Raw genomic sequence first — 19263 nt, forward strand, 5'->3', positions numbered from 1 at the left:
AACCTATGTTGTGCAATGCTTGTTGATGGTTTTTATAAAGTGACGTTGATGTGGTGTATGGATCCCACCACATCAAGTCATAACGTGATAGATAAATCAATCAACCAGTCTTGCGCTAATAACAGCAGGGGCAACCCTGTTTTTTAATACTGAGTCAGTGTAACAAGGCAGCATTTTGTCTAGTGGTGATTTTTTAATGCAAAACAATACCTATAAAGTGCAACGTTTTATCTTAGCTTCAGATCTCACTGAGTTGAGAAACAATGCGATTTATCAACAAATGCGAGCCGAAATCAACCGACGTAATAATCCGTTGAGCGGTGGGACAGATTGGGAGAAGGTACATCAATTAGCTGAACAATTAATCTGCTCTGTAGGTGCGGATTTACTCACTTCAGCCTACTATATTAGCGCAGCTTGCAAGACGCAAGGGGTAAGTGGTCTCGCATCTGGCCTTGAGCTTATGCTGTCTATTGTGTCTTATTCGGCAGAACTTGTTCAGCTTCCCTGTGAAAAAGTGGCCGAAACGATTAACTGGGCGGTGACGAAGATCACCCCAGAGCTTAAACAAATGGCAGCTACGCCAGCAAATGTAAGAGAATGGTATCGCTGTGAATATGCCTGTCAGCAATTGTTTGAATTATTAAAGCAGAAACAGCCACAGCATGTGCCTAACTTGGATGTACTAGGTTACCTGATTTTTGAAAAAATCGATTTGATCGACAGCAATAAATCTAAGGGGCTAAATAGCACGATCACACCACGTACTGACTCACCGCCTCAAGTTAACAAGTCAACCAAGTGGCCGGTGTTGATGATGTTGTCGACACTGTTAATGTGCAGTGTATTGAGCAGTTATCTCAGTGTTATTTACCATGAGAAAATCATTGCTAAAGCACCGAGTTGGCTTTATCAAGCACCAGAGGTTGTGGTCGTTCCACCTTTATCTGTGGCACAACTGATTGATAAATTATTTAATCTGCCGTTACAAGAACCCTTGATTTCAGTTTATCCAGAACAAGTGATGTTGCTCGTGGACTTGGATAAACATTATCGACGTTTTTCAGTGGCGAGAACCAAGATGGCGAACCTGAGCCAACTTGCAGTTCAGTTACCTAAAAATAGGCGTAAGGTACAAGGGCTTTCATCTGATCTTGCAGAATATGCCAGTAGCTTAACGCCAATATTAGGCAGGGCTTACTATATTGATGATCTGTTAGCCGATCAAGAACTCGGGCGAGCCAAATTTGAATTAACCCAGTTGAATAATCAGTTAAAAGCGTTACTTATTAAGCGTACATTATTGACTCAAGCTTGGAACAAACAACACAAGGCAGTCGTGTTGTCTGGGGATAATGTCTCTGTTACAGGGAATAAAAAAAAGGTATTATTTGATGTTGCGGCAGATACCAGTCACAGCATTCCATCAATAGTTAAGCAATAAATTATTTTTGGGTCCATATTTTACTCAAACATGGGTAAGATATGGAACCGTTAAAAAAATCTAGCCCTATCTTTTGATCAAATACACATGTGCACTTGATATGATCTCGAATAAAAACCAAAGCAGTCTTGATTTATCGCTATTTCATTTAGTATTTACTCGTAATACTAATTAACATTACCTTGATCTATGTCAGTCTTTTGTTTAACATTGTAAATATAAAATTGTTTAATATAGTTGTCGTTAAATGGTCAAAAAATATTTATCATGTATTTTTCTTTACATGATGCTAAATATACCTGTAGTACATGCTGTTATGACAAATGTATATTGTGCTGTGCCTGATGGAAGTGACTGGGATTGGCTCCTTGATAGCGCTGGCCATTATGTATTAATGGAAGGGTCATGGGGGAAGCACATATACTCTGATGGGGCTTACTTTGATTACTTTAGCATTTCAATAGCAAAATATACATTACTTAGTTCACAATGTCCTAGAGGTTATGTAGCCCAACCAGCTGATCGATATTCGTCACATTGGGAGGTATTTAATATAATATTTTCTGATGGGAGTGTTATTGCTGATGGCCACAAAAGTATTTTTAGTCGTATAAATCTTCCGACAGCATTTCGTTTATAATTTTATGATGTAAGTGATCTATTTTTATATGTGTTTAATTTTTTAGCATATATTATCTGATGATTTTTAATACTACTTATGGGTAGTAGAAATATAATATATAGGATTTTTGTTATGACAATAAAAAAAATCACCATGCTTGGTTTTTGTTTTTTAACCATGTTTTCTGTGCCCGTTATTGCCGATGAACCAAATGATGATGAATGTAAAATTAACTGTCCTGGCGATTTCGATCCATGGCGTAGTGATAAAGCACTAAAGACAAACATTCGTAATATTGAGCACCCAATGTTAAGTATAAAACAGATACAGGGTGTTAAATATGAAATGAAAGCATCCGGCAAAACAGAATTCGGTTTTATCGCGCAAGATTTACAGTTGGTGTATCCAGAAATGGTAATGACCGACAGTGGATCAGGTTATTTAATGGTAGATTATCGTGCAATGATCCCTACATTATTAGAAGCGATTAAGGCGTTGGAAACTCGTATTAGTGATCTTGAAAATAGGTAAGTATTGATTTATATTTATTAAGATTAAAAGCGATGACAATGATGTAACAGATCATCTATCATCGTTACTTTCTTACTTTAATTGAAATTATCGTATTGAAGTTGATACATCATAACGGAATAAATATGGCGTATTGTTTAATACTCATAATGATCTAAAGTAATGGTTAGCATAAGAACCTAAGATAGTTTTGTTACCACTAGCAAGATAATCTTCTCCATTGTTTCTAGAAACTTTAAATACTTCCCAATAAGAAGAATTGTGACCACCAGGTTGTGCATTTTTCCCTTCACCACATTGATGGCTTAATGAGTGATAAGCTGCTTCAGATATTCTAAAATAATTAAAATAGCTACCGGCTAGGTTTGGTACTGGTTCTCTTCCCCATACACCTTCAACGTTAACATAGTCCTGTGAACTATCGATTAGCCAATCCCAACTACCATCAGCTTCAGCGCAATATACATAAGTCTCAGCCGCATTTGCATTAGAAAAACAGACAGAAAACAAAGCTGCAATTGCCATAGATGTTGATTTTTTCATTGTGATTTATTCCTATTTGACTTTTATTATTTGACTTTTATTATTTGGACTTAAAGATACCAATAATGACATTGTTGTTTAATATTCATACGTTAACAAAAGGTTTCATTATGTTTTTAAGTGTATTTTTTACGTTTATGCTGAATGCTTAAAAAGCAAAAATCTCATAAATTATTGATTCAGATCAAGTTTTTGTCACTTAACTATAAATATAAACACGTAATTAATACTTAAGTGCTGCTTTTATTTGTTTTTTAGTACATATTTATTGCTTTTATAGTACAGAGTTGCTTATTTTTACATCCTTTTTGTTAACTTAATCGGTTAGGTAAAAGTGTAAATAATGAACCCAATGAATCACTGTAGTAGATTTTTATGTAAACTTTATTTGTGATTTTTTCTGATCCTTAACTGATCACTTAAGAAGGAGTCTCTCTATATTTGGATAAGGGATTAGCAATAGATCTGGACCGTGATGAGTAATTATAGTTGATTGACGACGACAAACGACATGGACAATAAGAAAGAGGTGATTTTAAAATATACACATGCATTCTTAATGTAGGTTAAAGGTTTAATTTTTTAGTTAAACGTTATTAAAATGTGTGACATTTAGTTTTAATCATATAGATTACCGCGTGGGAATGATCCCATAATTAACGTGGATATAAAGTATGAAAATGGATAGTAGTATTAAAGTATTAAGTTTAGGCTTGGCAGCATTGTTTTCTTCAGCCAGTTTTGCAAATGATGCTATTGTATTGCCGAGTGAAGTATCAACAGAATATGCCATTACACTGACACAAGAACCTACTATTGTTGGTAGTATCTTTCATGGTAGCACTATTAATTGCAGAAATGATTTTAGCGAGTATTCAGCGAAAGTCGTGTCTAATTCAGATGGGTATGCATTACAAATAGTATCAGGACAAAGAATGGATTGTCGTGCACTTATTGTCCGTGACTTTGAATTAGATCTTGATTTATACATAGATCATCCATTTCCGAACTCAGAGTTATTTTATCACTCACTTCCACTATCAAACTTAATTGTTGATCCTTACGGTACACGAGTAACGCTTGATATGGTTCAAAACCATGAATGGAAACTGATAGAAATTGATGGCGAAGCGGTATCTTCAACAGCGACATTAGAAATTAACCATGATGCTGGTATAAGTGGTAATGCAGGCTGCAATCAATTCTTTGGTCAATCAGAACTGAAAAACAATCGTCTGCGTGTGTTACGGATGGGAATGACACAAATGGCATGTCGAGATATGAATATTGAGAGAATTGTATCAAGCGTACTTTCAGATTGGAGTTCTGTCAGTATTAATAACAGTCAATTAACGTTGAAAGGAACAGAATATTCTCTCACTTATTCATATGATTGAATATATTAATTAAAGGAAATGTGTATAACACATTTTGTATAGCTTTATAATTAATGGTTTAAAGTTAATTTTACGCCAAGTTTATTAGCATATTTCTGTTATTATACATTGCTATTAATGCATAGTGATTATCTCATGGTAAAGAGGTGATCGCTATGCTTGAGTTCATTTTAATCGGTAATTAAATAATGATGACTATTTTGAGCTGGGTGTGATCATACCTTCTTCTTGGGTGCCTTGACCACGAATATCAAAGGTGGATATGACCGGTTTATGATCACTGGCATGAATATGGGTTAGCACATTGCTGATAACTTTTGATATACGGCCTGATTTATTTGATATTCCAATATTGTCCAGTTGCCCTATATCATAATGTTCTCGATGGGGGCTTTTTTTAATACTGCCATCTTCATTCAGTTTTTTATAAGTCACATTGTCACCTAGGGAACTAAAGTGGACGTCATAATCTTTGTAAATTGTCTGATTTGAACTTAGTGGGTCAACCCCATTTTTATAACGGTAATTATGATCACCTGCCACTAATAATTCTGTGTCATTTTTGGTGTTTTTTAATAATGCTTTAATTTCTCCGTTTCGCTTTGCTTCACTATTTGAATCAAGATGCACACCTACTGCACGAAGTTTCATATTATCAATTTCAACTGTAGTGGTTACTCCACCTTTATTTTTAAAAATAGTTCCACCTTCTTGAAATTTATCGTGATCAGTGACTTTAATATTGACATCAGGCTTTGCAAGCATGGTTAAACCAGTGCGTGATATATTCAGTAAGTGTTTCGGGTGTTTTTTTGTCATGACTCTAAATTCATTCTTGTCAATGACATCCATATCAAGACGTTTCGCTATACGTTCGGCTAAATTTTCATTTTTAAATATAGAGTGTTTTGATTCTTGCTCTGCGATAATCACCACATCAGCATTTTTATCTTTTAATTGAACGGTGAGTTTTTCTACGTAACATTTATTTAATGTTTTGTTGGCGGCATTCAATGTCAACACGCTGACTTTTGTCATGGATTTTGGAGTGGATAGCTGCACATTCATATCACGTTGAATTTGATCTCGTTTTATCGATGAGTGACATCCAGTTTGATATTTTAACAAGACATTTCCATCGTTGCTTTTTGATACTGTGTAGGTCTTGGTCATATCAAGGATATTGGTTTTGAATTGAACAATATCACCATCATTTGCCTCTTTTATTTTTTTTATATCATGGACTGATAAATTGGCATGTGATGAATGTGATAAATTAATGGTTGTCATGATGGATGCCCTATACTTTTAAAAAATGATGGTATGTTGAATGAGACGAGGTATCTTGTGTGTGGTTCACTTTATCAATCATCTCATTCCATTGCTCAATTTCAGTCGTTAATTCTTCAACCATGCGCTGTACGGCTCCGTCTAATGCTTTATCAAGAGAAAGGGTTTGATAAGCCACTAAACGGCGACTGTCTGGTAATACCCCTAATCCCATACCGCCATAAACAGGGGCTAAAGATTGATCTGCAAACACTAAAAATAATGTGTCAGGCATAGGATTGGGCAGTTCTTTATGGTTAGAAATGGAAACCGAAAGGGTTAAATTTAATGTGTTTTTAATTGCGGTAAGTAAAATACCATCGTCTTCATTTTCTTTATCAGATCGAAGCTCACAGCTGAATATGCCGTATTCATTAAATTTAATATCCACACCAAGAAATGAAAGTGACTGCTGATATATATCCATTAAAACTCCACAACAATTTAAATTAACACATAAAGTTCTTTATCTTAACATTAATTTCATGGTGTTAACTAGCTACTAAATATAATAAACATGGTTAAGGTTTTTTTACTTAGATGGCTACATTTATATTGTATTTAAGGTGTAGAAAATGACGGATGTACTTGTTAACTTGTATTGTTTAATCCTTAGTTCTTACCGATGTTAAATAACCATAATAGGTTTCCACTTTAATGCTGGAGTATTTTTATTAGCTGTTGTATGCCAATGAAATGCGTCAGCGTGAATGCCAGTTTGTAGACCTTATTTATCCTCTCTTATTGGAAAATAGCAAACAGCTTACTCAACGGTTAAGTGACAGTGCTTGGTATGTTGAAAGCTACGCCTTGAAGTTGTTTGGGTATATACTTATTTATAGGCACTGCTTTACCGTTTATAAATATTAGAGGTTAACATTATGCAGTATAATTTTTACTTATTATTCTATTGTTTACTGTTAAGTACTCCCTTGATGACAAGGGCTGATAACCTTAGGTTTGCTCTGATCCCTAAAGAAACGAACAATCCATTTTTTATTGCCAGTGGTGAAGGGTGTAAATTTGCTGCAAAAAAGTTGGGTAATGTGGAGTGCATATTTCAAGGGAGCGCTAACATTGATGTTAGAGCTCAAGATAAAATCATTTCTGACTTAATCGATACTGGTGTCGATGGGATTGCAGTTGCGATATCCCAATCTGAGTTTTTGGCCAGCCATAGCATTAAGAAAGCAATCGAACACCAGATCCCTGTTATCACCTATGATGCTGATTTTGATCCACAAACCTTAAAAAAATATCAACACTTACGATTATCATATATAGGATCTGATGACTTTGAACTCGGTAAAGCGCTGGGTGAGCAGTTAACATTATATCGTCCTAATGGCGGTGTATTGGCGATACAGAGCGGACGTCCGGACTCTCCGAATCTTAACTTGCGAGTAATGGGAGTACGCTCTGCCCTTTCTGGTAAATTATATTCTACAGCACCGGGTGAACGATTAAATGGAGATAATGGTTGGACTGAGATCAGTCAACCTTTATATAACTTTGGTCAGTTTGATAAAGCATTGGAAGATTTAAAAACGGTACTTAACTTATATCAGGATCAGAAAATCGACTCATTTGTGGCTGTCGGTGGCTGGCCTCAGTTTATTGAGGGTTATCGTGACATCGTTGAGCCTTATAAATTGGATATTGAGAGAAAGGATATTGTTGTTATTATTGGTGATTCAGCTAAAATACAACGGCAATATTTACAAGAGCATCTTGCGCATGCCAATATAGGGCAAAACCCTTTTGAAATGGGTAAACAAGCCATTTTTACCTTATATAAAATTGTCAATAAGCAAAAATATGAAAAACAGATCATGACCCCATTAACTTACTGTACGCAAGATAATTATCGTACGTGTACAGGTAAAAATTAGCGTAATTGGGGCACACTTTTTACTCATCAAAAAAAGATTTATTCATTAGCGTAAAAAGCGTGATCACAGCACTTTATTATTTTTGCACCAACATATTTCTTACTGGCTTGAGAAGAATACTCGTTAATTTACGTTACTACTTTTCGGCCACTTTTTATAGATAAAATAATCATTTATCCAATGGGTTTACATTGTGTTGGCATCTGTATGGCTCGATTTAATTTGGGTCGAGACACTGGGGAAGCGCTGCTATCTTATTCATCTCTCTAGTCTCTTTATTGTTTGATGGTATATCTAGGTCAAGAGTAATGCATATGGATAACAATAAAACGAGTGTGAGATGATGTCACTTTTAGTGAAGTAACGAGTGATTCAACAAAGGCTGTTAAGTGGACTATGGCCCTATAACAAGCAGAGTCGATCTTTTTTGCGAAGAGGGGAGGGAGAGTCTATTCGACATGAACAAATATTTATGTTAATTAGCTTCTTCATGGTGCTGTGAAGCATTCACAATTGCATGGTCTCTAGGTATAGTAGGCCTCTTTTATCGTAATGTATGGCACCAGAGTTCTATGTTTCGTTGGCCTATTTCTATTTATTATGAAGATACCGATGCCGGTGGCGTTGTGTATCATGCAAATTATCTTAAATTTTTTGAGCGTGCCCGTACTGAATGCCTAAGGGCTATTGGGGTTAATCAAACGCAGTTATTAGCTGAGGATATTGCGTTTGTGGTAACAAGGGCCGAGCTTGATTTTTGTCGTGCAGCTCGTTTTGAGCAGAACCTTTTAGTTGAAACGCTTGTCATAGAAATGAAAAAGGCGTCGCTGACATTTCAGCAACGCTTAGTTGATCACCAAGGTGTCGTGTATTGTGAAGGCAAGATAGTCGTTGCTTGTATTACCTTGACACGAATGAAACCTAGGGCCATTCCTCAAAATATTGTTCAGGAGTTAAAAAGTGGAAGCTGAAATTTCAATTATTGGATTGTTTTTACAGGCAAGTGTTTTAGTTAAGTTGGTTATGCTGACGTTACTTAGCCTCTCTATCATGTCATGGGCGGTTATTATTCAGCGTCGTCAATTGCTGAATACGGTCAGGAAGAGCTCGCTGAAATTCGAAGATAAATTTTGGTCTGGGGTCGATCTTAATAAATTGTATAAAGAGCTCTCAGTTAGGCAAGAAACCAATACGGGTTTAGAGACGTTATTTCATTCTGGTTTTAAAGAGTACGCTAGATTAAGAAAGTTAAATAATAAGGTTCCAGATGCTGTGATGGATGGCAGCTATAGGGCGATGAGAGTCTCGCTTTCAAGAGAGATGGATAAACTGGAAACCCATCTGCCTTTGTTGGCAACGATAGGCTCAACCAGTCCCTATATTGGTTTGTTTGGTACTGTGTGGGGGATCATGAATTCATTTATTGCATTGGGTGCCGTTGAAAATGCCACGTTAGCCATGGTGGCGCCAGGGATCGCAGAAGCGCTTATTGCAACGGCGATGGGACTATTTGCAGCCATTCCAGCTGTGATTGCTTATAACCGCTTTTCAACGCAGGTGGATAAAATTGAGATGTTATATGCCAACTTTATGGAGGAGTTCTCTAGTATCCTACATCGTCAAGCGTATAGCGAAAAGGAAGAGGCATAATGCAGCAGGGTTATCAGCGTAAACGCCGTCGTCCGGTTGCTGAGATAAATGTAGTTCCGTATATCGATGTGATGTTGGTGCTGTTAATCATCTTTATGGTTACAGCCCCGATTGTGACCCAAGGGGTAAAGGTTGACCTCCCTCAAGCTCAATCTGAAGCCCTGTCTGCGGACAGTAAACCTCCGATTGTCGCTTCCATCGATGCTGATGGGGCTTATTTTCTCGATGTTGGCAGTTCAAGCGCTCGTGAGACGTTGGATCTTGAAGAGATAGCAACACGTGTTAGTGCAATGATACAGCTAGAGCCTGAGCGTCCTGTAGTGGTGAAAGCTGACAGAAGCATTGCTTATGAAAAGGTGATCCAGCTCATGGTGACATTGCAAGGTGCAGGTGTTCCTTCTGTTGGTTTGATGACAGATTCGCCAAAGGAGTGATCAGTGACAATGAGAGTGAATATTAAATTTCCTTTAGTGATTTCAGCCAGTATTCATATTGGTGTGATTGTGATTCTTGCCATAGGTGTCGATTTTTCAGAAAAGCCTAAACCTCATGTTCAAGCCAGTGCACCAGCAGTCCAAGCAGTGGTTGTTGATCAAAACAAGGTGACACAGCATGTTGAGCGTTTAAAAGCTGAAAAACGAGAATCTGCGCGCAAAGAGAAAGCTAGGCAGGATAAATTAGCACACCAATTGCAGCAAGCGAGAGAGGAACGTAAGCGTGAGCAAGCTCAAATTAACAAATTAGAGCAGCAGCGTAAGCTAAAAGAAATTGAAACTAATAATGCCACTAAGGCTGCTAATTTAGCTCAAGAAAAAGAAAAACAAGCTAAGGCGTTAGCGCAACAAGCAGAAGCTGACAGAAAGCTAAAAGAGCAGGAACGTAAAGCATCTGAAGCGGCCGCTGAAAAGGCTGCAGCCAAACGTAAGCAAGAGGAAGTCGCTGCGAAGAAAGCATCTGATAAACGTAAAGCAGATGAAAAAACACGTCAATTACAAGAAAAGATGATGCAAGAGGCGTTAGCCGCTGAGCAAGCGTCATTGTCACAGACGCGTAATAAACAGCTGACGACGGAAGTGGACCGTTATACCAGTATGATACGTGCAACGATTCAGCGAAATCTCGTGGTTGATGAATCTATGCGTGGTAAGAGTTGTCTGATTTTTATTCGCTTAGCCAGTGATGGTTTTGTGACTGGAAGTAAAGTTGTGTCTGGCGATCCTGTTGTATGTCGAGCGATTAAAACAGCAATGAATAAGGCGGGACGTTTGCCAGTATCAAGTGAACCGGCTGTTTATAATGAACTAAAAGAAATTAATTTAACCGTGCAACCAGAATTTAATTAGAGGGGTACTATGAAGACGTTAGGTAAATGGCTCTTTCTTGGGCTTATTGTGTTAAGTGTACCTGCCAGAGCGGCGTTAGATATTGTGATCACTGAAGGTATTGACGCAGCACGTCCCATCGCTGTGATCCCTTTTGTATGGCAAGGAGAAGGGCCAGCTCCACAGCAAATTTCTGATGTGGTCATGTCTGATCTGACTCGCAGTGGCACCTTTAAATCGTTAGATGAATTGAGTCTACCTCAAAGAAACATCAATTCTGTGTCTCAATTTGTTGCCAAAGATTGGTCAAAGGTTGGCGCTGAAGCGGTTGTTATGGGCTCGATTAAACCTTTTGGCAGTGATCAATATTTGGTGACATTTGACTTGGTTGATTTAGTTAAGGGGCAGATGCAATCTCATTCAGGTGCCGAATCCAGTAGTGAATACCTCATAGATAGTCGTGAAACCGTGATTTCTTTGGCTCAATTTCGTCAATATGGCCATAGGATCAGCGACATTGTTTACGAAAAACTAACAGGCGTGCGTGGTGCTTTTTTAACGCGAATAGCGTATGTTGTAGTGAAGCATGGAGAGGCCTCACCATATCATTTAATGATTTCTGATTATGATGGTTATAACGAACAGATGTTATTACGCTCCCCTGAGCCCCTAATGTCTCCTTCTTGGTCTCCTGATGGTCGGAAATTGGCTTATGTCAGTTTTGAAAATAAGAGATCTGAAATATTTATACAGGATATTTACACCCAGTCTAGAGCTAAAATCACCAGTTTTGATGGCATTAATGGTTCTCCTGTTTTTTCACCCAACGGTAAAAAATTGGCGCTGACTCTCTCTAAAGATGGTCAGCCAGAAGTGTATGTAGTGGATATTGATACCAAAGCCTTAAAGCGTGTGACTAACCATTATGCTATTGATACCGAAGCATCATGGTTTCCCGATGGTAAATCACTTATTTTCACCTCTGAGCGAGGTGGACGTCCTCAAATTTACAAGGTGTCATTAGCATCGGGCAAAGTGCAACGGATGACATTTGAAGGAGAATGGAATTTAGGGGGGTCAATTTCTCCGGATGGGCGGAGTATGGTATTTGTTAATCGAACGAAAGGTAAGTTTAACATTGCACGAATGGATCTCGAAACACGCTTTATGCAGGTGTTAACTTCTACTCGTCTTGATGAGTCACCCAGTGTTGCCCCCAACGGTAGTATGGTGATCTATGGGACAACCTATCAAGGAAAGCAAGTGTTAGCAGCGGTTTCAACCGATGGACGATTTAAGGCTCGATTGCCTGCAGTTCAAGGGGAAATTAAATCACCCTCTTGGTCACCATTTTTATAACGATATTTACTGATAAAAAATTAAGGATTTTACGATGGATCTCAATAAGCTGTTTAAAGCCATGTTGGTTGCAATACCTATGTTAGCGATGAGTGCATGTAGCTCGACGTCTGACTCTGAAACAGATGCAACGAGTGTTAATACCAGCTCAGAAAGCGATCTGACGACAGGCGGTGTAGAAACGGGAGGAGTTGCATCAGTATTGGCACCAAAAGAGCAGGAACGTCTCAAATATCAAGAATTACGTAAAGAACACATCATTTATTTTGATTTTGATCGCAGCTCGGTATCCGCACATTTTGCCGAAGTATTACAAGCCCATGGCGAGTACCTTATTGAGCACCCAAATGTGCATGTGATGATTGAAGGTCATGCAGATGAACGTGGTACACCAGAGTATAACATTGCACTGGGAGAGCGACGAGCAAAGGCTGTAGCGAAATATTTACAAGGTATGGGTGTATTGCATAGCCAAATCAGTAATGTCAGTTATGGTGAAGAAAAACCGCTCGATATGTCTCGTACTGACGATGGGTTTGCGATTAATCGTAGAGCAGTATTAGTTTACTAATTTTTAAAGTAAAAAGTGTAGGTAAAAAGTGATGATGAAAAATGCCGTATTAAGTGCGGCAATTCTTCTCAGTATAGGAGCAGTCATTGCTGCTCCTGCACCAGTTGCAGATATAACTGGTGGTTCAACCGATGAGAGAGTTGCACGTTTAGAAAGGATAGTAAAAGCAAAGCAGCAATCTGAATATCAGATGCAGTCACGTCTTGATACTTTGCAGCAAGAGGTCCTTGATCTTCGTGGACTCAATGAGCAACAAAGCTATCAGCTTGATCAGGTGTTGCAACGACAACGCCAATTGTATGATGATATTGCTAACCTAACGGTCAATCGTACATCAGTCTCTGCTGCTTCATCATCACCTTCAGAAGCGGGTCATGCTTCAACGCTCAGCGAAACAGCAAGTTACGAGCAAGCCCTTAATTTAGTGCTTAAACAGAAAAAATATGATGAGGCCATATATGCGTTTGGTGCGTTTATTAAAAACTATCCGAATTCAACATATTCTGCTAATGCGAATTATTGGCTAGGTCAGCTTTTATACAATAAAGGTGAGTTTACTTCAGCTAAAAAAGTGTTTAACACTGTGGTAGATAATTTCAAAGAATCTAATAAGCGTGGAGACAGTTTAGTTAAGCTTGGAATGATAGCTGAAAAGGCTGGAAACCGATCATCTGCAGAAGTCTATTATCAACAAGTGTTAAAAGAATATGCAAATAGTTCAGCTGCTCGAATTGCTCAGCAGAAGTTGACTGCTCTTTAATCTGATTTGAAACGAAAAACATACTCCTAGTCTGTTTTTCATTCAAACAACAAGAAATGCAAAAAATGCACTTGCATGCCAATACGAAAAAGGTATTATAGGCGCCCTCAGAGCGGAGAGTCGCTTGAGGTGTTAATTTGCATTGTTACAAATAATAATGACAATTTGCTGTAACATGCAAAGTGGTGTGATTATTTAAGGCAAACATTGTATAATGTTATCGAATATTTATATTGATAATATTATTGATGATTATGTTGCTAATTATTTGATAAAACCACATTTGAAGTGGACTAAAAGCTTATTTGATTGTTGAGCTTACAGTGAATTCAGAAGATTTACCAGAAGGGCCGTTAGCTCAGTTGGTAGAGCAGTTGGCTTTTAACCAATTGGTCGAAGGTTCGAATCCTTCACGGCCCACCACTTATCTGAGAGTGGATTGAATGACGTTAATTGAGTCATGCAATGAATTCAGAAGATTTACCAGAAGGGCCGTTAGCTCAGTTGGTAGAGCAGTTGGCTTTTAACCAATTGGTCGAAGGTTCGAATCCTTCACGGCCCACCACTTATCTGAGAGTGGATTGAATGACGTTAATGTGAGTCATGCAATGAATTCAGAAGATTTACCAGAAGGGCCGTTAGCTCAGTTGGTAGAGCAGTTGGCTTTTAACCAATTGGTCGAAGGTTCGAATCCTTCACGGCCCACCACTTATCTGAGAGTGGATTAAATGACGTTAATTGAGTCATGCAATGAATTCAGAAGATTTACCAGAAGGGCCGTTAGCTCAGTTGGTAGAGCAGTTGGCTTTTAACCAATTGGTCGAAGGTTCGAATCCTTCACGGCCCACCACTTATCTGAGAGTGGATTAAATGACGTTAATTGAGTCATGCAATAAATTCAGAAGATTTACCAGAAGGGCCGTTAGCTCAGTTGGTAGAGCAGTTGGCTTTTAACCAATTGGTCGAAGGTTCGAATCCTTCACGGCCCACCACTTATCTGATAGTGGATTAAATGACGTTAATTGAGTCATGCAATGAATTCAGAAGATTTACCAGAAGGGCCGTTAGCTCAGTTGGTAGAGCAGTTGGCTTTTAACCAATTGGTCGAAGGTTCGAATCCTTCACGGCCCACCACTTATCTGAGAGTGGATTGAATGACGTTAATGTGAGTCATACAATGAATTCAGAAGATTTACCAGAAGGGCCGTTAGCTCAGTTGGTAGAGCAGTTGGCTTTTAACCAATTGGTCGAAGGTTCGAATCCTTCACGGCCCACCACATATAAACTCGTGGTAAAAAGATATAAAATCAAATATTATCTTAATGGTGATAATACAACTTCAGCTTTTTCTGCAATAATTTTTTAGATCTGTACTTCTACGCTACTTTTTGCCGTTATATCGCCGATCCGCTTGCTATATAGTGATTGAATTTCTTCGGGTTGTATTCCCCGCCGCTTGCGGCGTAAAGGCTTTTGATCCTCAACGACTCAAGATAGCCCTCTTCGTAAAGCGAATTTGAGCCAGAACGTAAACCTTTGGTGAGGGGATATTCATTTATACCCTATAAAAAAAGGAGGCTTAAGCCTCCTTTTTTATAGGGTACAGCGAGTGTCAGTAATTAACTCGCGGGTGATAATAACTGGTTATCTCTCACATACTGTTCAAATTCGGTACATCCACCAACATGATCTTTATCAACAAAAATTTGAGGTACTGTCTCGACTGGCTTACCGACTGTCTTTTCAAGATCTGCTTTTGAGATCCCTTCCGCGTGAATATCCACATACTTAAATTTAAAGTCATCACGGGCGTCAACAAGTTGCTCGGATAGTTGAACTGCTCTGACACAGTATGGGCAGCCGGGACGGCCAAAAATTACGACAAACATAGTCACTCCTGAAAAATTGATCGATATTATCAATACTATATACCATAAGAAGACTCATCTTGCATATGCCTATCGAATAAACTTATTTTCTGTTTGATAGCGGCCACGATAATCAAAAAAAGTGTCAATGAGATCCCACCCTTTTTGCCCTTTTTTTAATAAGAGTAAATCTGGCATTTTAAATTTTTCTCTTGCAGTCATGACGTCATCGACATTGTTGTATTGCTGATGTTTCAGTCCTGGTGTGCGAGTATGAGTAAGCACAAAAATGGCATAGAATGCTTTTCGTTGACCTGCAGTCTGAAACTTAAAATAGCGACAATAATCATTACCATCAAGATCAATATATTGAATGCTTAACCGCTCACCTTCTTTGACAAACAGCATGGTTTGGCATTTGAACAAATGGTGATGTTTTTGTTGTAATACTTCCTTAAGACGTTTATCTGGATCAATTAGCATGGCATTACAGTGGTGACAGATTTTTGCGGCAATATCATTTTCTTCCCCACAATTAGGGCAAGATTTAGAGCGAAAACGGAAGTCACACTGATGCTTTACCGTGTTTTGTTCAATTAGCGCTTGGCAGCGTCTGCCAAAGTGCTCGATAATGTCGCCATCATCGTCAACCAGTCCCCAAAAAATATTGGCGAAATGGCATTCTGGGCAGTGGACTTGAACCGGGACGCTTTTACTATTGGGCTTATGTTGGCCGACTTCGGGAAAGTAAAGATCGTAGCCATTGGCTGCATAGTCGATGACGAGGCACTCATTTTTTCCTTCGCAGATCCTAAGTCCTCTTCCTACCATTTGCTGAAACAGGCTCACAGATGCTGTCGGCCTTAATATTGCAATGAGATCCACATGAGGCGCATCAAATCCTGTGGTGAGCACTGCGACGTTCACGAGATACTTAATTTCTCTCGCTTTGAAGGAGCTGATGATGTTATCTCTGGCCTCTGTGGTGGTTTTAGCCGTAATAAGCGCAGCAGCTTCATTGCTTAATCCCTGCATAATTTCTTCAGCATGGCGAACAGTAGCGGCAAAAATAATGACTCCCTGCCTGCTTGCTCCTATCTCACTTATCTGCTTAATAATTGCAGTGGTTGCTCGCCCGCTATGATTGAGTAGGGCATTGACTTCTTTTTCCTGATATTCACCACTTTGGGAGGGCACTAAAGCACTAAAGTCATATTGTACTGATAAGCCATCGAACAGTTTTGGTGCTGTTAAATAACCTCGTTTAATGAGAGGTCGCATTGGAAGTTCAAAAATACACTGCTGGAATACGGGTTTATCAGGGTTACCCATTTTACCATGGTAATGGTGATGATAAATCCAGCCTAAGTCTAATCGATAAGGCGTCGCAGTAAGCCCTAACAGCTTTATTTTTGGATTTTGATGCCTAAGATGGGTCAATAATTGTTGATATTGACTGGTTTCATTGGGGCTGACCCTATGGCATTCATCGATAATCACTAAAGAAAAGGGGTCATTGAACTGCTCATGTGCTCTGACGGCAGATTGAATACTGGCTACAACCGTTTTATTTTTAGTGGACTTTTGTTTAAGACCAGCGGAATAAATACTGGCAGCAGTGGTCATTATACCGACTTTTTCAGCGTTTTGAGCAACGAGCTCTTTGACGTGAGTCAGCACTAAAACTCGGCCATTAGCAATGCGAGCAAGCTCTGCAATGACAATACTTTTTCCTGCGCCAGTAGGGAGGACTAATACTGCGGTATCATCGCTTGATGTAAAATGTGTCACCGCCGCGTCTACTGCTTGTTGTTGATAGTCTCTTAATTGCACAAAAATCTAATTACAATGGTGTCTTACAAGGAAGGATAACAGTATTTGAGGTGGTTTGGGTATAAGCCCCTTATCAAAGGGGCTATTCGTCTTGATTGGTTTATTCGTTACGGTTTAAACGAAATTCGATTAAGGTATCAATCACTGCAGGATCTGCCAAGGTTGATGCGTCTCCTAAATGAGTCACTTCGTTAGCGGCAATTTTGCGTAAAAAGCGACGCATAATTTTACCTGAGCGGGTTTTAGGCAAGCCACTGGCCCATTGAATAAGATCGGGTGTTGCTAGCGCACCAATTTCCTTACGTACCCAGCTTCGGAGATCTTGACGTAGGGCTTCGGATTCAACAGAGCCCTTGGTTAAGGTAACATAGGCATAAATGCCTTGTCCTTTGATATCATGCGGATAACCCACAACTGCTGCTTCAGCGACACTATTATGTGAAACTAAAGCACTTTCTACCTCAGCGGTACCGAGTCGATGCCCTGAGACATTAATAACGTCGTCGACTCGACCTGTGATCCAGTAGTAACCATCTTCATCTCGTTTGGCGCCATCACCAGTAAAGTACATGCCGCGGAACGTTTTAAAATATGTCAGTGCAAATCTGTCATGATCGCCAAATACGGTGCGCATTTGCCCTGGCCAAGAGTCAAGTATGACTAAGTTCCCTTCGGCTACCCCTTCAATAATGTTCCCCATATTGTCGACTAAGGCTGGCTGTACGCCAAAGAAAGGGCGGGTTGCTGCCCCCGGTTTAGTATCGGTTGCGCCAGGTAATGGGCTGATCAAAATACCGCCAGTTTCGGTTTGCCACCATGTGTCGACAATAGGGCATGTTTCATGGCCAATGACTTCGTTGTACCAGCGCCATGCTTCAGGGTTAATGGGTTCACCGACTGAGCCCATTATCCGTAATGAACTGCCATCAAAATCAGCAAATGCTTCTTTGCCTTCGGCCATCAGAGCACGAATGAGTGTGGGTGCAGTATAGAGTATGTTGACATGGTGACGATCGACGATGTCACCAAGGCGTGAGGAAGTGGGGTAGTTAGGGACGCCTTCATGGATGAGAACAGTGGCTCCGTTAGCTAATGGACCATAAACCATATAGGTATGACCTGTGATCCAACCGACATCAGCCGTACACCAATAAACTTCTCCTTCTTTATAATCAAATACATATTCATGGGTCATCGTGGCATAAACCATGTAACCCCCTGTCGTATGGAGCACACCTTTAGGGTTCCCTGTCGATCCTGAAGTATACAATAGGAATAATGGGTCTTCAGCGGTCATTTCTTCTGGCTCACAGTGTATTGATGCTGTTTCCATTACCGTGTCCCACCTAATGTCACGGCCTTCTACCCAATCGATATCTGCGCCTGTACGTTCATAAACAATGACTGTTTCGACGCAATCGACATCAGGGTGAGAAAGGGCAGCATCGATATTGGCCTTAAGAGGAATGGTACGGCCCGCACGTAAGCTTTGATCGGCGGTAATAATGACTTTAGATTTACCATCAATCACACGTGATGCAATAGAATCGGGTGAAAAACCACCAAAGACAACAGAATGGATGGCACCAATACGCGCACACGCTAACATAGCGACTGCCGCTTCTGGTACCATGGGCATATAAATGGTGACAACCTCGCCACGTTTAACACCTTGACTGCGTAATACATTAGCAAATTTACACACACAGACATGGAGTTCTGCGTAGGTTAATGTCCGTTGGTCTTTAGCATCATCGCCTTCCCAAATGATGGCCACTTTATCGGCGTTGTTTGTCAGGTGGCGATCAAGGCAGTTCGCTGATGCATTGAGTGTGCCGTCATAGAACCAATTGATTGATAAGTTGTGATCATCAAATGAGGTTTTTTTTATCTTACTATAAGGTTTAATCCAATCTATACGTTGGCCGTGTTCTCTCCAGAAACCTTCAGGATCCACAATCGACTCTTGATACATTTTTTTGTATTCTTGTTCATTTATATGTGCATTTTCAGCAGTGGTGCTGGGCACTTTGTAGAGAGATTGTGTGTTCATTGGGGAACCCTTAATTGAATAATGCGTTACATGAGTATGTAGTCTTATGGTCTAGCAGCTCCATTAGACCTTGGTCTAGTGCTGAAAGG

At 39.4% G+C, this 19263-nt stretch carries 17 protein-coding genes and 7 tRNA genes; 18 read left to right on the forward strand and 6 right to left on the reverse strand.

Annotated features, from left to right (window positions below; genetic code table 11):
- Positions 1–196 precede the first annotated feature (196 nt).
- Entirely contained in the window at positions 197–1444 is a 1248-nt protein-coding gene (locus HQQ94_RS10950) for a type VI secretion system ImpA family N-terminal domain-containing protein (RefSeq protein WP_173294456.1), read from the forward strand.
- A gap of 754 nt (positions 1445–2198) precedes the next feature.
- On the forward strand, positions 2199–2597 hold the full coding sequence (locus tag HQQ94_RS10955; protein WP_173294458.1) for a tail fiber domain-containing protein: 399 nt from the start codon (positions 2199–2201) through the stop codon (positions 2595–2597).
- A 144-nt stretch (positions 2598–2741) separates the two neighbouring features.
- Here HQQ94_RS10955 and HQQ94_RS10960 read toward each other — a convergent pair whose 3' ends face one another.
- Positions 2742–3140, reverse strand: coding sequence for a hypothetical protein (locus HQQ94_RS10960; RefSeq protein ID WP_173294460.1), 399 nt, complete (start codon positions 3138–3140; stop codon positions 2742–2744).
- 674 nt (positions 3141–3814) lie between these two features.
- Between HQQ94_RS10960 and HQQ94_RS10965 the strand changes: the two genes are divergently transcribed.
- Positions 3815–4537 (forward strand): META domain-containing protein, encoded by a 723-nt coding sequence (locus HQQ94_RS10965; protein ID WP_173294461.1) that lies wholly within the window; start codon positions 3815–3817, stop codon positions 4535–4537.
- 195 nt (positions 4538–4732) lie between these two features.
- Here HQQ94_RS10965 and HQQ94_RS10970 read toward each other — a convergent pair whose 3' ends face one another.
- Both HQQ94_RS10970 and HQQ94_RS10975 read right to left on the reverse strand, forming a co-directional pair.
- Positions 4733–5827, reverse strand: a complete 1095-nt coding sequence (locus HQQ94_RS10970) for a hypothetical protein (RefSeq protein WP_173294462.1) — start codon at positions 5825–5827, stop codon at positions 4733–4735.
- Positions 5828–5837: 10 nt separating this feature from the next.
- On the reverse strand, positions 5838–6293 hold the full coding sequence (locus HQQ94_RS10975) for an ati2 chaperone (protein WP_173294463.1): 456 nt from the start codon (positions 6291–6293) through the stop codon (positions 5838–5840).
- 454 nt (positions 6294–6747) lie between these two features.
- On the opposite strand from HQQ94_RS10975, the gene HQQ94_RS10980 reads away from it, so the two are divergent.
- From HQQ94_RS10980 to HQQ94_RS11050, 15 genes are all read left to right on the forward strand, one after another.
- Positions 6748–7758 carry a substrate-binding domain-containing protein gene (locus HQQ94_RS10980; RefSeq protein ID WP_173294464.1) on the forward strand — a complete coding sequence of 337 codons (1011 nt, stop codon included), beginning with the start codon at positions 6748–6750 and terminating at the stop codon, positions 7756–7758.
- Positions 7759–8330: 572 nt separating this feature from the next.
- A complete protein-coding gene (gene ybgC / locus HQQ94_RS10985; RefSeq protein ID WP_173294465.1) occupies positions 8331–8729 on the forward strand; it encodes a tol-pal system-associated acyl-CoA thioesterase in 399 nt (132 codons plus the stop codon).
- Positions 8719–9408 carry a protein TolQ gene (gene tolQ, locus HQQ94_RS10990; protein ID WP_173294466.1) on the forward strand — a complete coding sequence of 230 codons (690 nt, stop codon included), beginning with the start codon at positions 8719–8721 and terminating at the stop codon, positions 9406–9408. The genes ybgC and tolQ overlap by 11 nt, the downstream gene beginning before the upstream one ends.
- Positions 9408–9842 (forward strand): protein TolR, encoded by a 435-nt coding sequence (tolR, locus tag HQQ94_RS10995; RefSeq protein ID WP_173294468.1) that lies wholly within the window; start codon positions 9408–9410, stop codon positions 9840–9842. The genes tolQ and tolR overlap by 1 nt, the downstream gene beginning before the upstream one ends.
- Positions 9843–9851: 9 nt before the next feature.
- Positions 9852–10751 (forward strand): cell envelope integrity protein TolA, encoded by a 900-nt coding sequence (tolA, locus tag HQQ94_RS11000; protein WP_173296609.1) that lies wholly within the window; start codon positions 9852–9854, stop codon positions 10749–10751.
- Between the two features lie 9 nt (positions 10752–10760).
- Positions 10761–12089, forward strand: a complete 1329-nt coding sequence (gene tolB / locus HQQ94_RS11005; protein WP_173294470.1) for a Tol-Pal system beta propeller repeat protein TolB — start codon at positions 10761–10763, stop codon at positions 12087–12089.
- A gap of 34 nt (positions 12090–12123) precedes the next feature.
- The gene (pal, locus tag HQQ94_RS11010; protein ID WP_173294472.1) at positions 12124–12660 is read left to right on the forward strand and encodes a peptidoglycan-associated lipoprotein Pal; all 537 of its coding nucleotides are present in this window, start codon (positions 12124–12126) and stop codon (positions 12658–12660) included.
- Positions 12661–12694: 34 nt separating this feature from the next.
- A complete protein-coding gene (gene ybgF / locus HQQ94_RS11015) occupies positions 12695–13420 on the forward strand; it encodes a tol-pal system protein YbgF (protein WP_173296610.1) in 726 nt (241 codons plus the stop codon).
- Positions 13421–13767: 347 nt separating this feature from the next.
- Positions 13768–13843: transfer RNA gene (locus tag HQQ94_RS11020), tRNA-Lys, on the forward strand.
- Positions 13844–13909: 66 nt separating this feature from the next.
- Positions 13910–13985: transfer RNA gene (locus HQQ94_RS11025), tRNA-Lys, on the forward strand.
- 67 nt (positions 13986–14052) lie between these two features.
- Positions 14053–14128: transfer RNA gene (locus tag HQQ94_RS11030), tRNA-Lys, on the forward strand.
- A 66-nt stretch (positions 14129–14194) separates the two neighbouring features.
- Positions 14195–14270: transfer RNA gene (locus tag HQQ94_RS11035), tRNA-Lys, on the forward strand.
- Between the two features lie 66 nt (positions 14271–14336).
- Positions 14337–14412, forward strand: a tRNA-Lys gene (locus HQQ94_RS11040).
- A 66-nt stretch (positions 14413–14478) separates the two neighbouring features.
- Positions 14479–14554, forward strand: a tRNA-Lys gene (locus tag HQQ94_RS11045).
- A 67-nt stretch (positions 14555–14621) separates the two neighbouring features.
- Positions 14622–14697: transfer RNA gene (locus tag HQQ94_RS11050), tRNA-Lys, on the forward strand.
- 342 nt (positions 14698–15039) lie between these two features.
- Here the strand turns inward: HQQ94_RS11050 and HQQ94_RS11055 are convergent.
- The 3 genes from HQQ94_RS11055 to acs all read right to left on the reverse strand — a co-directional run bounded on the left by HQQ94_RS11055 (position 15040) and on the right by acs (position 19174).
- Positions 15040–15309: a GrxA family glutaredoxin gene (locus tag HQQ94_RS11055; protein ID WP_173294474.1), complete on the reverse strand. Its 270-nt coding sequence runs from the start codon at positions 15307–15309 to the stop codon at positions 15040–15042.
- Between the two features lie 69 nt (positions 15310–15378).
- Positions 15379–17121 carry a DEAD/DEAH box helicase gene (locus HQQ94_RS11060; RefSeq protein ID WP_375335696.1) on the reverse strand — a complete coding sequence of 581 codons (1743 nt, stop codon included), beginning with the start codon at positions 17119–17121 and terminating at the stop codon, positions 15379–15381.
- Between the two features lie 100 nt (positions 17122–17221).
- Complete coding sequence (acs, locus tag HQQ94_RS11065) at positions 17222–19174, reverse strand: acetate--CoA ligase (RefSeq protein ID WP_173294476.1); 1953 nt, start codon at positions 19172–19174, stop codon at positions 17222–17224.
- Positions 19175–19263 lie beyond the last annotated feature (89 nt).

The organism is Shewanella sp. VB17, assembly GCF_013248905.1.
In the GTDB taxonomy this organism is placed as follows: domain Bacteria; phylum Pseudomonadota; class Gammaproteobacteria; order Enterobacterales; family Shewanellaceae; genus Shewanella.

Bases quoted from the DNA above. Each gene is read 5' to 3' on its own strand.
- HQQ94_RS10980 (WP_173294464.1), top strand. From the start codon at position 6,748: ATGCAGTATAATTTTTACTTATTATTCTATTGTTTACTGTTAAGTACT.
- HQQ94_RS11055 (WP_173294474.1), bottom strand. From the start codon at position 15,309: ATGTTTGTCGTAATTTTTGGCCGTCCCGGCTGCCCATACTGTGTCAGA.
- tolB (WP_173294470.1), top strand. From the start codon at position 10,761: ATGAAGACGTTAGGTAAATGGCTCTTTCTTGGGCTTATTGTGTTAAGT.
- HQQ94_RS10965 (WP_173294461.1), top strand. From the start codon at position 3,815: ATGAAAATGGATAGTAGTATTAAAGTATTAAGTTTAGGCTTGGCAGCA.
- HQQ94_RS10955 (WP_173294458.1), top strand. From the start codon at position 2,199: ATGACAATAAAAAAAATCACCATGCTTGGTTTTTGTTTTTTAACCATG.
- HQQ94_RS10970 (WP_173294462.1), bottom strand. From the start codon at position 5,827: ATGACAACCATTAATTTATCACATTCATCACATGCCAATTTATCAGTC.
- tolA (WP_173296609.1), top strand. From the start codon at position 9,852: ATGAGAGTGAATATTAAATTTCCTTTAGTGATTTCAGCCAGTATTCAT.
- acs (WP_173294476.1), bottom strand. From the start codon at position 19,174: ATGAACACACAATCTCTCTACAAAGTGCCCAGCACCACTGCTGAAAAT.
- HQQ94_RS10950 (WP_173294456.1), top strand. From the start codon at position 197: ATGCAAAACAATACCTATAAAGTGCAACGTTTTATCTTAGCTTCAGAT.
- tolR (WP_173294468.1), top strand. From the start codon at position 9,408: ATGCAGCAGGGTTATCAGCGTAAACGCCGTCGTCCGGTTGCTGAGATA.
- ybgC (WP_173294465.1), top strand. From the start codon at position 8,331: ATGTTTCGTTGGCCTATTTCTATTTATTATGAAGATACCGATGCCGGT.
- ybgF (WP_173296610.1), top strand. From the start codon at position 12,695: ATGAAAAATGCCGTATTAAGTGCGGCAATTCTTCTCAGTATAGGAGCA.
- pal (WP_173294472.1), top strand. From the start codon at position 12,124: ATGGATCTCAATAAGCTGTTTAAAGCCATGTTGGTTGCAATACCTATG.
- HQQ94_RS10975 (WP_173294463.1), bottom strand. From the start codon at position 6,293: ATGGATATATATCAGCAGTCACTTTCATTTCTTGGTGTGGATATTAAA.
- HQQ94_RS10960 (WP_173294460.1), bottom strand. From the start codon at position 3,140: ATGAAAAAATCAACATCTATGGCAATTGCAGCTTTGTTTTCTGTCTGT.